Raw genomic sequence first — 16,341 nt, forward strand, 5'->3', positions numbered from 1 at the left:
TAAAGGTGATAGTGATGACGATGACGATTGTGAAGGGGCAAAAAGTCGATATTACTAAGCAGTTTCCGGGATTGAGCAAAGTAATTGTCGGCCTTGGCTGGCGCGCTGGCAACGGAATTGAGCTGGATGCATCGGCTTTTCAACTGGGCGCGTCCGGGAAAGTGAATCGTGAGGAAGATTTCATTTTCTACGGAAACCCCAGATCAGTAAACGGAGCGGTTTCCTTGCGCGACGGCTCTGGAGATAATCAGCAATTCGAACTGGACCTTGCGGCAATAACATCCGACGTGGAAAAGATCGCTTTGACCATTACGATTTACGATGCCATTACACGCGGACAAACGTTCCGTCAGGTTTCCGATCTTTATTTGCGGATCATGCATCCCGTGACCTTTGTTGAAATGATCCGGTTCCCATTGGTTGATTTCACTACGGAAAATTCGATTGTGACTGGTGAATTGTATCGCTACAAGGGTGAATGGAAGTTCAATGCGATCGGGAGCGGCTTTAACGGCGGGCTGGCTGCCTTGTGCGGAAACTTTGGCGTGGAAGTGGCACAGGAACAACCATCTTCTCCACCACCACCTCCTCCAGCGCCGCCAAAGGTTGAGCAACCGCCGGAACCGCCTATCAATCTGTCCAAAGTAGAGCTGACGAAAAAAGGCGAAACAATCAGCCTGCGCAAATCGAGCGGAGCACTTGGGCAAATCAGCGTAAACCTGAACTGGAACAGAAAAGTCAAAAAATCTATCGGGTTTTTAGGTTTTGACAAGTCTTCTGGCATCGATCTCGACCTCGGCTGCTTGTATGAGTTGTCAGACGGATACAAAGGGTGCATTCAAGCGCTTGGCAGGAAGTTTGGCCAATATACGGACTTCCCGTTCATCGAGCTGGATGGTGACGACCGCACGGGAGCCAGAACAGATGGGGAGAACCTCCGCATTAACGGCAACCAAGTACGCGAGTTTAGTCGGGTTCTGATCTTTGCCTACATTTACGATGGTGTGGCAAAATGGGCGGAAACAGACGGTGTTGTCACGATCAAACAAGCGGACAACCCGGAAATCGTCGTCCGCATGGATGTTCATGACCCGCGCAAGATCATGTGCGCCATTGCCATGATTGAGAGAAAAGACGATACGTTCCAAATCAAGCGCCTGGTCGAATACTTCAATGGACACGAACAAATGGATCGCCACTATGGTTGGAACATGCGTTGGGCCGCAGGCAGCAAATAGCGTAGGAGGAAGACAAAATGGAATTTTTGAATGGGCTGATTGAAACCTATTCAAGCTTTTTCTCGTGGGAAGTCTTGCAAGGAGTATTAACGAACCCTGCCAACTGGACCATTATTCTCTCGTTGGTCATTCTGGAAGGTTTGCTGTCAGCAGACAATGCACTTGTACTGGCAGTCATGGTCAATCATTTGCCAGAAAAACAAAAGAAACGCGCCTTGTTTTACGGCTTGCTCGGCGCCTATTTATTCCGTTTCCTGGCGATCGGCTTAGGGGTCTTCTTAGTCAAAATGACGGCGATCAAAGTAATGGGTGCCCTCTACTTGCTCAAAATCGCGGCCGATTACTTCGTTGGTGAAAACGAGAAAGCCCAAAAAGCAATCAATGTATTGCTCTATCTGGGAATGGCGGCATGCTTGTACTTCATTCCAATCCTGGCGGTACAAATCCTCGGTGGATTGCTGATCGTCTGGCTGCTCTACCGCGTATTCAAAAGTGGCAACGACGACGAACCAGAAATCGAGAACAAAGGAAAAGGTTTCTGGAAAACGGTACTTGCTGTTGAGATGATGGATATTGCCTTCTCCATCGACTCTGTTTTGGCTGCTTTTGGTGTCAGCAACCAGGTTTGGGTACTGTTCCTGGGTGGGATTCTCGGCGTCCTGATGATGCGGGGTGTCGCTCAAATCTTCCTGAAGCTGATCGCACGTATTCCTGAATTTGAGACGACAGCGTTCGTACTGATTGCGCTCATCTCTGTGAAAATGTTCCTGGGCGCAGCTGGCTTCCACATCGAGTCTTACATCTTCTTCGGTGTTCTCGTTCTCACCTTCCTCGCTACATTCATCGTGCATAGGGCGAAAAAGCGCAAACACGGAGATCAAGATGCTTCAAAAGACAAAGTTGCGGAAACAGCATGATAGGAAAGGCAGAAAGCGAGGTCAATAGACACTCGCTTTTCTTTTCGAAAAAAGGAGGCTAGATGATGATATCGTTTGTTAAAGACGTGCAGGTGGTCCTGGAAAAGAAAAAGCTGCAACAGGTGAAGGCACGGGTTGCCCTGGTCCTCGATATAACCGGCTCGATGCGTCCGTACTATAAAAACGGGACGGTGCAAAAGGTAGTAGAACGCATTTTGGCAGTAGCCAGCCAGTTTGACGATGACCAGACACTCGACGTATGGGTCTATGATCATCGCTTCTCCCGACTTCCATCCGTAACTGAGCAAGACTTTGAAAACTACGTAAACCGTGCCATCCTCGAAAACGCCGCTGTTGAAAAGTTCGGCCGGAACGACGAGCCGTTAGTCATGCGCGATATTATCGCCAAATATACGCAAGAAGAGCCGAGCAGTCTGCCCACCTACATCACGTTCATCAACGATGGCGGCGTGAAAAAAGGGGCAAATGAAGCTGGCGATTCCGTTCAAAAGCTGATCATCGAGTCAGCCACAAAGCCGCTGTTTTGGCAATTCGTAGGGATCGGCAATGCAGACTTCGGCGTGTTGAAAAAGCTCGATACAATCGAAGGACGCTTTGTCGATAACGCCAACTTTTTTCAAATCGATAACATCGACACGATTTCAAACGCAGCTCTCTACGACCTGCTGCTGAACGAGTTCCCGCTTTGGCTGGAAGAAGCAAAACAAAAAGGAGTTTTGGCTTAAATGAAAAAACGGCTCTGGTTCAATCGGACTTTTGCTACGGCGTATCCAATCGTTGAAATGATTCGCAATAACCCTGACAATATCGCCTTCGAGATTTTTGTGACTCACCCGAAACGCCATAGCGTGATGCTGCAAATCGCAGACTATGCTGAACTGGAGCCGACACTCGATGTACCGCAATACATCGACTATTGCCTGTCGTTTTGTCAAAAGCACAAGATTGACGTATTTCTCCCCAACTATCGCCTCGTGGAAATCTCCCAGCATATCGAGGAATTTGAACGGCTGGGCACACAGGTTATGATCGCTCAGGAACACCAGTTGTTGGAGGACATCTCGGATAAAGGCAAGTTGTTTCAACTGTTCCAGGACGTGCCGGAAGTACCGCTTCCCGCGTATCAAATTGTGAACACAGCCGAGCAGTTCCAGTCTGCCTATGAACAGCTCAAGCAAAATGGCGACAAGGTGTGCTTCAAGCCTGCCCGTGGCGAAGGCGGGGCGGGATTTTATGTAGTGGAAGATCAGCTCGATCCGTTTGATCGCCTGTTTCGATCAGCCCACTATCAGATCACGCCAGAAGAAGCGCTCCGCGTGCTGTCCACGCGCGAGACTTTTGACGACATCATGGTTATGGAGTATTTGGACCAGTATGAATACAGCATCGACTGCCTCGCCTACGGAGGACAATTGCTGGCAGCGGTGCCGCGCAAAAAAGTCGAGGGCCGTATTCGCAAGCTGGAACATAACGAAGAGTTGCTGAGCATAGCCGAAGCAGTACAGCAGCGGCTCCAGCTTTCCTACCTGTATAATGTGCAAATCAAATACAAGGACAACGTACCGAAGCTTCTGGAAATCAATCCGCGTGCTTCCGGCGGAATGTATGCATCTTGCCGCTCCGGGGTGAACTTCCCGTACTCGGCGCTGAAGCTGCTGTTGACCGGAAAAGCGGACGTGCCTGTACCGAAGCTGGATATTCTCACGACGCATGTGGAGCGCGAGATTGAATTGGTGCGGTTTTTTGAGTAATAAACACATGCCACTACAGCATGAAAGCCATCCCCTATCAGGATGGCTTGTTCATTTTCAGCGCGATTCCCGCTTGTCGGCTCGGTGAAGCCAATAACCACTTATCCTGTGCTTGGTATATAAAAAGTTATCTTCGTGCCTATACCTGGCGCGCTTTTGATATGAAGTCCCGTCCCGAAGTGCCGCTTCAATCGCTGGTCCGTATTGATCAATCCAACCCCTGACTTGCTATCTGCCTTTCTTTCCAGCAGTTGTCGCAAGTGGGCTTCGTCCATTCCAATCCCATCGTCTTCAACGGTTATCTCCACTTGCGTTTCGTGGACAGCAATCCGAATGAGGATTTTCCCCCCAGAATTGCGCTTCATCACGCCATGTATAATCGCATTTTCAACGAGAGGCTGAATCGTCAGATAGGGGATTTTTACTTCCTCACAGTCATCTATCTCCCAAACAACCTCCAGCCTTTCTTCAAACCGCACCTTTTCAATATACAGATACGAACGGATCAGACTCAGCTCTGTTTCGATCGGCACAAGTCCACCCATGTCTTCAAATTTAAATTTATACCGCAAAAAATTGCTGAACTCATAAAGCAATTCACGCATCTTATCGAGATTTATGTCACTCAAAGCTGTCGCAGCACTTAACGCATTGAATATAAAGTGCGGCTGGATTTGCGCTTGCAGCCAGGCAGCTTCTAAGCGCAGTTGTTCCCGAACAGATTGCTTGATCGTAGTTAATGCCTCAATCCGCGATTTGATCTCCATTCCATCTACTGGCTTCGTCACATAATCGTTTGCTCCCGCCAAAAAACCGCTCTGAATATCTTCCGGCTGGCTTCTTGCCGTAAGCAACAAAACAGGAAGTTCAGTGAGCGTAAACCGCTGGCGAATGATCTGCGTCAGCTCATAACCGGACATCTGCGGCATCATAATATCGGAAATGACCAAGTCCCATTCCTTGGTATCCAATAAAGCCAACGCTTCTTTTCCGCTCGTCGCCATTGTTAGATCGTATTGTTCTGGAGGCAGGATCGCTTCGAGCACTTGCAGGTTGATCGGATCATCGTCCACGATTAACAGGCTGGGGCGGCCGCTTTTCGCTTTGACTACTGCTGTTCGTTTCGTAGTCGACAAGCTTTCCGCTTTTTCCTGAATCGACATGGCCGGGACAAAGACCTCTTCCTGCTCTTGCACATTGGCCAGCTCTAACGAAAAGGTAAAGGTTGAACCTTTTCCCAACACAGAGGACACTTCTAGCGTCCCTTCATGAAGTTCAACCAGCTGCTTGCTTATACTTAACCCTAACCCGAAACCGCCTTCAATCATGGTCTCGCTCGTGCTGGCTTGCTCATACGGATGGAACAGGCGCTTGAGCATGTCTTCATCCATGCCGATCCCTGTATCTTTTATAACGATATAAGCCCTTCCCTCCTTGGAAAAAGCCTGAATCGAAATCATCCCTTCGTTCGTGTACTTCACCGCATTATGCAGCAAATTGAACACGATTTGAATCACCCGGTTTTCATCCGCGTGGACGGGAGGGAACTGTTCCGGAATTTCATTGATCATTTTCACAGATTTCACTTCTGCGTTAATTTGCAGCATATCAATCACACCTGTCACAATCGGCTGAATATAAATGACGGTTTTTTGCAGACGCGGATTGCCTTCCCGCAAACTCATCACGTCAATCAAGTCGTTCAAAATCAATGTCAGCCGACGTCCTACCGATAAAACCGTCTCTAGCTCCTTGACACTTCTTTCCTGCAACGAATGCCGTTCCCTGCTTAAAACAGATTGCGACATGTTCAACATGCTATGCAGCGGATTTTTAAACTCATGCGAAGTATTCGCCAAAAATTGATCTTTGTGGTCATTCATTCTTTGCAAGGTTGCAGCAAGCTCTTTTGTTTGGGCATGCATGATGAAATAACCTTTAAACCATACCGAAGCAATACACCCGATGGAAATGATCAGATCAAACGGATAGTAGACCAGGCTCAAGCCGCTTTCCCGCCAGACCAGCATCCAGATCAGATGGTGAATCAGCGCGAGCAAAGCACAAAGCAGCAGCAGATTGCCCATGACATCCTTGATCAGCCTTTTCAAAATGGAGATCATCGCAACTGCTGCGGCAATCGCACTCAGCAAAAGATAGACCGGGAATAGCATCGTTATTTGATCGGGGTTTAAACCCAGCGTAATACCCGCAATCCCCAGGCTAACTATTTTGTAAACCGGATATATTCTGCTCCAATAAGGCAGCTCGCGATGGCTCGTACACGCAAGCAAAGCGTAAGCTCCGAGCATGAAAGAGAAATTAGCCAGACGGAAATCCCAATCGATGCCCATGTAGAAGAATTGGTGGAACAACTTTTCATCATTGCTTAACACCGTGCTAAACGCTGTCGTTAATGCCAGCAAAGCAAAATAAAGCAGCCTTCTTTCCTTGTTTCCTAGTACATATAAAATCAGCGCATAAACGGCATGCATCAAAAAGATCAGCGCTGCCAAAAGCTGCGTAAAAACAGATGCTTTCATTTCCTTAGCAATGGTTTCTTCTGAGCCAAACTTGATGGATCGAACAATGCCGCTGCTTCGCCCATCTACATAATTGGCGGCCTGAATGACCAGTTCAATTACGCCGTTTTCATCTGCCGTAAAGGTTGTGGAATAAGGCAAATTCTCGGCAACATAGCTTTCCTTCGACTCCGCTGTCCGTCCCGATTTGGCAAGCAATCGGCCATTCACATATAGTTCCGATGCCGTACGCACGCTTGGTACACGAATGCTGTAACGCCTTTCTTTTTCCGGATTGACATGAAGACGCAAGCGATAAGAAGCAAAGCCGTATGGAGTTGGGTTTTCGTCATTCAACGCTTCATTCCAGCCTCCCGGAACGTAGATAAGTGCCGGCTTCTTCTCGCCTGCTACTTGGTCGGATCGACTACCCATCAACCATTGCGAGGGGAAAAACTCCCATTCCCCATCAAGCAGCACAATATCGCCATCTTCTGCGTTCCAGTCGCGCAAATCCAATTGTCCGTTCTGAATTGACACTTGGTGATACCGAAACAAATCCATCCACAAAATGCGCGACACGGACAAGACAACCACTAACAACCCTAGCAGCAGGACAATATGGCTCTTTTTCATGTGGTATTTCGGTGAATCATGTGCCAAGAAGTATTCCTCTCCTACTCTTTTTTTCTTCTAAGACACCGGATCGAGCGGAAACGGTCAGTACACCTTGTATGCTTCGTATCGTTGTTGAAAGTAGGAAATGATAAAGTCTCGCAGCTCGATTACTGCCGGTGGCAAGTGGCGATCTTTCAGCCAGGACAACCCGATCGTATAGGTGGAATCCATATCGGCGATCTTGACGTAAGTTAAATTCAATTTTCTGCACACGGAAACCGGGAGCAGCGCTACCCCTTGGTCCAGCTTGACAATCTCCGCCAACAGTCCCGAATCCAGTTCAAAATTGATGGCAGGAACGAATCCTGCCCGTTCGCAAAGCGCCATGGTAAAGCTGCGATATTCTTCATTGTTAGCCAAGGCAATAAACGGGTCATTGGCCGCTTGGCTTAACGCTACCGCTGTCTCGCCTGCCAGCTTGTGGCCGGAGGGCAGCGCCAGCACGATATCTTCATCCACCAGCACGCAGCTCTCAATCTCTTCATCGGCAATCGGCGGCCCCGCGATCCCTAAATCAAGTTCTCCTTTCTTCAAACTTGTCTGTATCACGCTTCTCGATCCGATTCCTTGCTGGATTTTCGCCCCTGGATGGCAAGCAATGTACTCGCTGATCAGTCCTGAAAGAAATCGGGGGTTCGAGATCGATATTTTGATCGTCCGCGCAGCTTGTTCAGTCTGTGATTGAATCTCCATTTTTGCAGCTTCAATGGCGGTAAAAATTTTGTTCACGTGCTTTAGAAGAATACGTCCGGATGGGCTTAGCTCGATGTGTCTTCCTTTGCGGTGAAACAAGCTTGTGCCTAATTCGTCTTCCAGTCTTTTGATCGTCAGGCTCAAAGAAGGCTGAGCAATCCTCAGCTGCTCGGCGGCCTTGGAAATATGCTCGGTATAGGCGACCGTTTGAAAGTATTTTAATTGAAGCAACTCCATCGATTAATGCCACCCCTATATTTATTATCGTAAATAAATTCATAGTTTATTATGTATTATATTAAATAATAAACTCGCCTTAAAATAGGGATTAGCAGCCCAGGTTAATCGAATGAATACCTCTGCGACGATGGGCTACACGCATGTTCCGCTCGATCGTGCCAAAACGCTGCAAGAGATCGTGCGGTCCAATTATATGTTGAAAGAGCTGTCAGACTATGACGGCTGCCCGCAAAGTTGTGTCCGCCTCTCATATCGTAACTGAGCTGTCTTTTGCTTCTACAACAGCCGCACATAATTACTTAGCTAATAAATAAAGGGAGGTTATTCAAATGCGCATTGCCATACTAGGAGCAGGTTCTTTGGGAACAGTTGCCGGAGCTTATATTGCTGCCGGAGGACAAGATGTGGAGTTGATTGACGTTTACCAAGCGCATGTGGATGCTCTGAATCAGTCAGGCGCCAAAATTGTCGGTACGACGGACTTCCAGGCAAAAGTAAAAGCCGTCACCCCGGACAACATGTCAGGCGTCTACGACCTCGTGCTGCTATTGACCAAGCAGTTGCACAACGATTCGGTCCTGCGAGACTTGTTGCCCTTTTTGCATGACCAAAGCGTCGTCCTCTCTTTGCAAAACGGGATACCGGAAGAAAAGGTAGCTTCTATCGTAGGCCGCGAGCGCGTCATTGCCGGGTCGGTCGAATTTGGCGCTACGTTTATGGAGCCGGGCGTTTCCAAGCATACCACCGAGTATCGTCACTTTAAAAATTATGCTTTTCAAATCGGCGAATTGGACGGTAGCACCACACAGCGGCTACAGCAGATTCAAGCGATTTTAAACCTCGTGGGAGGCACTCACATTTCCGACAACCTGGTCGGAACAAAATGGTCCAAATTGCTGATTAACAACGCGTTCAGCGGCTTGTCAGCGGCGCTTAACACTACGTTCGGCGGGGTACTCGACCATGAAGCCAGCCTGATCAGCGCTGCTCATATTGCCGATGAAACAATCAAGGTCGGCCATGCCAACGGTGTGCAGTTCGCGGCCATGAACGGATTTGATCCGGCATCACTGGAACTGAACCGCGAAGAGGATATTTCCCCAAGCACGCAAAAGCTGCTCCAGCTGATGAAGGCTTCCCGCCTGCTGAAAGCGAGCATGCTGCAAGATCTGGAGAAAAAACGCAAAACGGAAATCGATTGCATCAACGGTGTCATTCCCCGGCTCGCGGCAGGCAAAGATATTTTGACGCCTTACAACGACCTCGTTGTGCAATTGGTCAAGCAGGCTGAGGAAACTCAATCCGTACCGGAGTTTGAGGTCAATATACAACGGTTTGCAGAGCTGAATCGGCGCGGGTGATTGGTTTGTGTCCCTATTGCGCGCCCCGCCGAACAATGCTCTACATCGATGGCAGGCACCAATTGCAAGGACGGAAACAGACTGAGTGTGAGTGTAAAAAAAGACCAGCGATGCTTCAGAAAGATGCACGCTGGTTCTTTTGTTGCATTAGGCAATCAGGAGGCAGGGATGATTTGCTCCTACTGATAGAACAGTGTAACAATTACTTCTCTACACCACAAAAGCCCAAGACCCCCCTTGCTCTAGGGGCTCTTGGGCTTTTATTCAGCATAGCTCTTTCGTTTCCCGTAAGGAATAACCAGTGGTGTGCCGAAAAGCGGATCGCGAATCACTTCGCAGTCCAAATCAAAGACCGCTTTGACAACCGCTGCCGATATGACTTCCTCTGGCTTGCCCTGCGCATAAATTCGCTGATCGCGCAGCGCAATTATATGGTCGGCATAACGGCACGCCAAATTGAGATCATGCAAGACCATTACGATCGTACGCCCAGCTTGGCGGTTCAGCTCAAACAGCAAGTCCAGAATCTCGATTTGATGCGTCATGTCGAGGTAGGTCGTCGGCTCATCCAGCAACAAGATCGGGGTATCTTGGGCAAGGGCCATGGCAATCCACGCTCGTTGCCTTTGTCCTCCTGACAAGGAATCAACCGCTCGCTGCGCATGCAAGGTCAGCTGTGTCGCCTCCAAAGCTTGGTTAATCATCCATTCATCTTGTGCGGACTTTGGCGTCAACAAGCCTTGATGCGGGTATCTTCCCTGCTCGACCAGCTGCCTGACGGTCAATCCCTCGGGGGCAATGGGGCCTTGCGGTAAAATCGCCAACTGCTTCGCCAGCTCTTTTGTAGACCACTGGGCCAATTGTTTGCCATCCAATAAAACCGTTCCATCTTCGGGTTTAATCAACCGTGCCAACGAACGCAGCAATGTCGATTTCCCACAGCCATTACTGCCGATCAACACGCTGATTTTGCCTTCATGAATTTGAAGATCTAATGCATCAATGACTGTCTTGTGACCGTATCCTAAAGTCAAACTTTTCGTCTCTAGCTGCAAACTGATAGTCTCCTCCCGAGCGGTATTAGAGGTTTCGATTTCGGTACAACAAATAGATAAAGAACGGCGCGCCAATCGCTGCGGTAAAGATTCCCGCCGGCATATCATACGGCAAAAACAGCGTTCTTCCGATCACATCTGCCGCACATACAAGAAAGCCGCCTAATAACCCGGCTACAGGCACAAGCAGATAGAACGATCGCCCAATCAAGGTTCGGGCAATATGAGGAGCTACCAATCCCACAAAACCGATCGTACCCGCATATGCCACGGCAGAGCCAGCCAACGCTACACTGATCACGATAAAAAGCGTTCGATGGCGCTGCACGGCGTCACCCAAGCCTGTAGCAACATCATCTCCCAGTTCTTGAACGTGCGCTGGCCGAGTCAGTATCAGGGTCAACGGCACCAAAACGCCGATGACGACAAGCATTGCTCCAACCTCCGCGTAATTTGCCGCATAAACAGTACCGATCATCCAAATGTACGCTTGTGAAGCGACCATAGTTGGACTCAGCACAGTCATCATCGTCGTAACCGCTCCTGCTGCCGCTGCCATCCCAATCCCGATCAGAACGAGCCGAATCGGAGTCACGCCTTTATTCCAGGAGAGCAGATAAATAAGGAGAGATACCGTTCCTGCGCCGAGCATGGCGGCAAAAGGTAAGCCAGCCACTCCCCATTTTCCCATCAACAGCGCCGTATACAGCGTAGCGGCTACGGCCGCTCCGTTCGTAATCCCGATAATGTCCGGGGAAGCCAGTGGATTCCGAATGACGCTTTGCAAAATAAGACCCGATATCCCGAGTGCCGCACCCGCCAGAAAAGACAGTAGCACCCGCGGAAGTCTCAGTGTCATGACAATATAAGCATTTTCACCGTCGCCTAAACCGAACAGCTCCGCAATCACTTCCAAAGGAGAAAGCAGGGTCGACCCCAATGTTAATCCCGCCATGCAGACCAGCAATGCCAAGCTTGCTGCCATTACGACTATCATCCGCTGATGCCTTGTCATTTCTTCACAAACCCCCTGCGTGCAATGTAAATAAAGAAAGGGGTTCCCATTAAAGCCGTCAAGACGCCAATCGGCATCTCTTGCGGCATGATGATGAAGCGGGCCAACACGTCCGCGCACAGCAGCAGGCTTGCTCCCATTAGCGCGCAGTAAGGAACAATCCAGCGATAATCCTGCCCGACCAATCCTCTGGCGATATGAGGAACGATTAACCCAATGAAAGCAATCGTTCCTCCCATCGCAACCGAACCGCCTGCCAAAACAACGATTACTACGGCAAGGGCAAATTTCACCCATCCCAGCCTCAGTCCCAAACCGCGCGCAACGTCATCCCCGGAGATCAACACATTCACCGGACGAGCCAGACACAAGGCAAGAATAAAAGCCGCACCCATAATAGGCAGCAGCGGTTGGACGTTCTCCATTGTACGAACCGAGACAGAGCCGCCCATCCAGAACAGCACGCTTTCCAAGTTCTCTTCATTTAAGACAAGCGTCCCTTGCGTAAAGGAAGCAAACAGAGCCGCCACGGCTGAACCCGCCAGCACCATTTTTACAGGAGACAGCCCGTCTCGGCCCAAAGAGCCTAAAAAGTAGACAATGACGGCGGCCACCGCAGCACCCAGAAAGGCGACCCACATATAGACCAGCATCGAAGCTGCCGGAAAAATGGAAAGAGCAAGTACGATAAAAAACATCGCACCTGCATTAATTCCAAATATACTCGGAGAGGCTAACGGATTTCGAGTGAGCGCCTGCATATAGGCTCCGGCAACAGCAAGCGCTCCTCCGATAACCATGGCAATAATCGCTCTGGTTAAACGGGTTGTACGAACAAGCATGTGCTCGGTAATGGCTGGGTCAAAGTGAACGAACGCATCCACGACTGTCGAAAAGGGAATGGTGATCTGTCCGAGAGATACGCTGGCTGTAGCAGCCAGAATAAACAAAACGAACGCAGCCACACACCCCCAAATTTTCTTCGATTGGTCAAACAATAGATGCGCCATGTTACTTCTCTAATCCGAACCGTTGGTAAATATCATCCAGCATGAGATTGGCGGCAATGATCCCTCCACCGACATTCCATGTGACTTCATCAACCAGATGTACATTGTTCGATTTTACTGCATCCAGACCTTTCCACAACGGATGATTCGTCCACTCTTGATACAGCTTTTGCACTTTTTCTGCTCCAGAATCGTCAAACTTGAATACAAAAAGGACCTTTGCATTCATCGAAGGAATGCTTTCTACGCTCGTCAGCTTCATGTGAACCGTTCCTTTATCGGCTTCAGCCTGTAGCGTCTTGGAGCGAATGAACCCCAGCTCATCGAGGATATCCCCTGCAAATCCAGTCACGTAAATACGCGCATGATCTTCCCGGAAATTCAATACGGTTGCTTCAAGCGGCCAAGCGCTGCCAAGCTTGGTTTGAAGTTTTGTTTTTAAATCTGCCACGCGCTTGTCCCACTGATCCAGCAAAACTTTACTTTCCGCCTCTTTATTCAGTGCTTGACCCACGACAGTCAGCGTATTTTTAAAATCGTATAATGGATCGATCATAACGGTTGGAGCGATTTTGCTTAATTGATCGTAGATTTTCTCGTGCCGTGAAATAGAAGCGATAATGAGATCCGGCTTCAGCTTGGATACCAGTTCCAGATTAGGTTGTGTTTCTACTCCGAGATTTTCAACATCCTTCAGGCTGTCCCGCAAGTATTCATAGACAGGCTGTTGCGACCATGATTCAACGGCGCCAACTGGTTTCACATTCAGGGCAACTGCTACATCTGTCGCTCCCTGAAATAAAGTCACAACTTTCTTGGGCGTTCCCACGATCTCTGTAGTGCCGAGCGGATGTGTAATTTTGCGAGTTTGCTCGGCTGGCTTAGCCTCCGAATTATTGGATACCTTGTTATCCGCACTACCACACGCTGCTGTAAAAATCGAAAGTACCATCGTCATAAGCAGTAATAGCAATAACTTCGGTTTCTGCTGCATACATCAGTCTCCTCTACTGTTGTCCGATATTAATTCTCATTATCAATTATATGAAGTTATCTTCTTTTTAACATGGACGTATCCGACTGTTATTTGGAGATATAAGACTCTAGCAGCTGATCCATTTGATCCAAAAGCAAATCATGGGATAAAGAGGTATAGCAAGTGTAAAGATGCTGCCTTTGGTACATCGGATAAACAGATGAATTTCTGACTGCTTTCAACTCCTGCCAATCCGCTTGTCTAAACAATTGCTGGACTTCACGGTTGATCGCGTAATTCATCCTCTCTGATCCGTCGTGCCTATAGCTCGTCAAAATAATATGTTCCGGGTCGTACTGTTTCAATGCTTGTACATTCGTTTCCTGATAGTGGGCAATCTGTTCGACACCAGCAGGTACAGCAAGCTGTAGATCGCCATACAGGACAGTCCCGACGTTCCGTTTTCCGTAAATGCACATTTCCCCCGCTCCAATCCCTACAATCAGAAAGGTCTGGCCCTCGATTTTTTGTGCATATTTCCGCCGGATTCGCTCTGCTTTTTCCTCGTATTGCTCAAGCCATGCATTAGCGGCTGACGCCTTGCCTATTGCTTTGGCGATGGATTGCAGGTGAATACGCCAGTCCTGGTGATAAGGCAAGGTAATGGTTGGTGCTATCTGGTTGTATAATTGTTCCTTCAAAGACAAGTCTTCATGGGTATGTTCTCGCATGATGATCAATTCTGGGCGCGCCTCTAATAGTTTTTCCAGTTCAGGGGTGCTCTGTCCGATGTTAATGGTGTCTTCCAAGCGATCTTCAATCGGGTATATATTATTTTTAACCGCAGCATAAGGCTGAACGTTCAAAGCTACCAGATGCCCGGTTGTTAAATGCTTTAACGAAGCAATCTTATCCGTCATCTTGATTTTATTGATGTAAAAAGTGGGCGACATGCCCGTCTCCAGCTTGAACTTGCGGCTAAAATAAAATTCATCGCTATATCCTACTTGATGGGCGATTGTACGAAATGACTCATTTGACAGCAAAAGCGATTGCTTCGCATGCTTGATTCTCACTTGATTTACATACTCGATCGGCGTTTTGCCGTACTTCTTTTTAAAAGCGCGTGAATAGTAATCCGGATTTAGACCTGCCAATGCTGCCAGGTGCTCTCTGGTAATTTCCGAAGCATAAAATTGCTCTATGTACTTGCGGGAATACTCGATGCCCTGCTCGGTAAGCCCATCCTTTTCTTCAGCTGACCCTGCCATTAGCTCCAGCAATAATTCCTGAAACTTGATATTGGCTTTCATTTGCTCCAACTGCATCGCCATTGCATGACCTTGCAGTTGTGCCAGCTCTTTCACGAGGTCGGTAATGCCGGCAAATGGCGATATTGGCACATGGGCAGGCAGGATCGGCGATAAATGAGGCTCATAATTATTGTTTTTCGGTGAGTAGCAAGCAAATTGAAGTTCATAGCAGGATGAAGGCTGAGCAGCAGCTTCCGGCTTCCAGACGAAGGGAGTGTATGGCGCAGCATAGTGCATCTGAGCAGTCTCTTCACCGTTCCGGGATTGATGGACATATAGCAAGGCATGGTGTTCTCTACTCAGCGCTGCGGACAAACTCGCATCGTCCATTTGAATTACCTTGATTAATTTGAACAAATAAGAGCTTGTGTCCTCATGACCTTTATTTGTAAGGTTCGTCGTCCTCATCCATCTTTGCACCCCTTCACCAGATGATAACTATTCTCATTATATTCTTATGAATGTAGTGAAGGCTACGGCTATTTCGTCATTTGTGTTCGTTTTGGGAAGATAGGCTATCATGCAACTGACAGTTATAGTCGTGTCAAAAAGGTTGGGGTTCAGATACAGCGACACCGTAAGCACGAATCTGTAGTTCATTCTAATCGGCATTCTCCTCCTCATCTTCCTCATTCGAAGCCGACACTAGCAAGATCAGCGTCGATTCATGCCTGTTCCACTGCTGCCGTCATCTGATCACGCATAAATGTGATGTGCGCATAAGCCGATCAACGGTGGCCACACACAGCCCGCTCATGGTTGATTGGCGCCACGCACAAAAAACCGCACCTCCAACTGTTAGATGTTGTCTTGCAAATCAAAAAGGCACCCAATCGGATGCCGGAAGAGAAAGGAAGGGGTCATTGCGATTTGCCAAGCTTCACGCCAGCAACACTCGCCCCCTTATCATTTATAATTGCAGATTTTTCATTTGCGAGATCAGGTCGTCAACCGCTTTATCCACCAGGTAAGGGCCGTAGTTCCAGTTTTCGCGGGATACGTTGATAATGCGGTTGTTCTTGATCGCCGGGATTCCTTGATACAGCGGCTCCTTAAAGCGCTCCAGCAAACCTGGCAATTCTGCCTCGGTCATCTGTGTAAAGAAGTTGTCGGCTGGTTCGGCTACAAATGCCTCGATCGAAAGCCCCGTGCCGCCGTCCTTGAACTTTTTCAGGTTCTTGGGCATTTCGAAGCCATAATCCTCATAAATCAGCTTGCCGAGCGTGCCATCCGTTCCCCCGATCAGAAACTCTCCTTCATAGAAAATGAAGCTCGTCGCCGTCGTGCCTGGTTTGATCTTCACGTCGATCTGGTCGCGAATGCGTTGCAGCTTTTCCTCGAACTTGGCGATCCACGCTTCCGCTTCCGTTTTGCGGTTCACAATGTCGCCCATCGTCCGCAACGTGTTCACGACATCTCAGTCTAACTGCTATCGAATATTTCTGTACGGGGTTATTCCCGCAAGCTTGCTGTCACTTGTGATATAGTCCACTTGAATCGTTGTAGTCCATATTTTCCGGCCAAAGTAACTAGATAAAGAATCCGGATAAT

At 48.6% G+C, this 16,341-nt stretch carries 13 protein-coding genes; 5 read left to right on the forward strand and 8 right to left on the reverse strand.

The window, feature by feature from the left end; all coding sequences use genetic code 11:
- Positions 1-14 precede the first annotated feature (14 nt).
- The 4 genes from NST23_RS28050 (at position 15) to NST23_RS28065 (ending at position 3,927) form a co-directional block, all read left to right on the forward strand.
- Positions 15-1,238 (forward strand): TerD family protein, encoded by a 1,224-nt coding sequence (locus tag NST23_RS28050; protein WP_340965133.1) that lies wholly within the window; start codon positions 15-17, stop codon positions 1,236-1,238.
- 17 nt (positions 1,239-1,255) lie between these two features.
- On the forward strand, positions 1,256-2,155 hold the full coding sequence (locus tag NST23_RS28055) for a TerC family protein (protein ID WP_122962277.1): 900 nt from the start codon (positions 1,256-1,258) through the stop codon (positions 2,153-2,155).
- Positions 2,156-2,220: 65 nt separating this feature from the next.
- Positions 2,221-2,901: a vWA domain-containing protein gene (locus NST23_RS28060; protein ID WP_233454152.1), complete on the forward strand. Its 681-nt coding sequence runs from the start codon at positions 2,221-2,223 to the stop codon at positions 2,899-2,901.
- Positions 2,902-3,927 carry an ATP-grasp domain-containing protein gene (locus NST23_RS28065; RefSeq protein ID WP_173597212.1) on the forward strand — a complete coding sequence of 342 codons (1,026 nt, stop codon included), beginning with the start codon at positions 2,902-2,904 and terminating at the stop codon, positions 3,925-3,927.
- Between the two features lie 101 nt (positions 3,928-4,028).
- On the opposite strand, the gene NST23_RS28070 is transcribed toward NST23_RS28065, so the two are convergent.
- Both NST23_RS28070 and NST23_RS28075 read right to left on the reverse strand, forming a co-directional pair.
- Positions 4,029-7,112, reverse strand: coding sequence for a hybrid sensor histidine kinase/response regulator (locus NST23_RS28070; protein WP_340965135.1), 3,084 nt, complete (start codon positions 7,110-7,112; stop codon positions 4,029-4,031).
- 57 nt (positions 7,113-7,169) lie between these two features.
- Positions 7,170-8,057, reverse strand: a complete 888-nt coding sequence (locus NST23_RS28075; protein ID WP_242773469.1) for a LysR family transcriptional regulator — start codon at positions 8,055-8,057, stop codon at positions 7,170-7,172.
- A 332-nt stretch (positions 8,058-8,389) separates the two neighbouring features.
- On the opposite strand from NST23_RS28075, the gene NST23_RS28080 reads away from it, so the two are divergent.
- Entirely contained in the window at positions 8,390-9,421 is a 1,032-nt protein-coding gene (locus tag NST23_RS28080; protein ID WP_340965137.1) for a ketopantoate reductase family protein, read from the forward strand.
- Between the two features lie 260 nt (positions 9,422-9,681).
- Here NST23_RS28080 and NST23_RS28085 read toward each other — a convergent pair whose 3' ends face one another.
- The 6 genes from NST23_RS28085 to NST23_RS28110 form a co-directional block, all read right to left on the reverse strand.
- The gene (locus NST23_RS28085) at positions 9,682-10,482 is read right to left on the reverse strand and encodes an ABC transporter ATP-binding protein (RefSeq protein WP_278189525.1); all 801 of its coding nucleotides are present in this window, start codon (positions 10,480-10,482) and stop codon (positions 9,682-9,684) included.
- 19 nt (positions 10,483-10,501) lie between these two features.
- The gene (locus NST23_RS28090; RefSeq protein WP_173597210.1) at positions 10,502-11,491 is read right to left on the reverse strand and encodes a FecCD family ABC transporter permease; all 990 of its coding nucleotides are present in this window, start codon (positions 11,489-11,491) and stop codon (positions 10,502-10,504) included.
- Positions 11,488-12,501 carry a FecCD family ABC transporter permease gene (locus tag NST23_RS28095; protein WP_242773465.1) on the reverse strand — a complete coding sequence of 338 codons (1,014 nt, stop codon included), beginning with the start codon at positions 12,499-12,501 and terminating at the stop codon, positions 11,488-11,490. The genes NST23_RS28090 and NST23_RS28095 overlap by 4 nt, the downstream gene beginning before the upstream one ends.
- Before the next feature lies 1 nt (position 12,502).
- A complete protein-coding gene (locus tag NST23_RS28100; RefSeq protein WP_173598923.1) occupies positions 12,503-13,495 on the reverse strand; it encodes an ABC transporter substrate-binding protein in 993 nt (330 codons plus the stop codon).
- Positions 13,496-13,584: 89 nt separating this feature from the next.
- Positions 13,585-15,198: a helix-turn-helix domain-containing protein gene (locus tag NST23_RS28105; protein ID WP_340965139.1), complete on the reverse strand. Its 1,614-nt coding sequence runs from the start codon at positions 15,196-15,198 to the stop codon at positions 13,585-13,587.
- 502 nt (positions 15,199-15,700) lie between these two features.
- Positions 15,701-16,201: an ABC transporter substrate-binding protein gene (locus tag NST23_RS28110; RefSeq protein ID WP_340965140.1), complete on the reverse strand. Its 501-nt coding sequence runs from the start codon at positions 16,199-16,201 to the stop codon at positions 15,701-15,703.
- Positions 16,202-16,341 lie beyond the last annotated feature (140 nt).

This window comes from Brevibacillus sp. FSL K6-0770 (assembly GCF_038000275.1).
Classification (GTDB): domain Bacteria; phylum Bacillota; class Bacilli; order Brevibacillales; family Brevibacillaceae; genus Brevibacillus; species Brevibacillus parabrevis.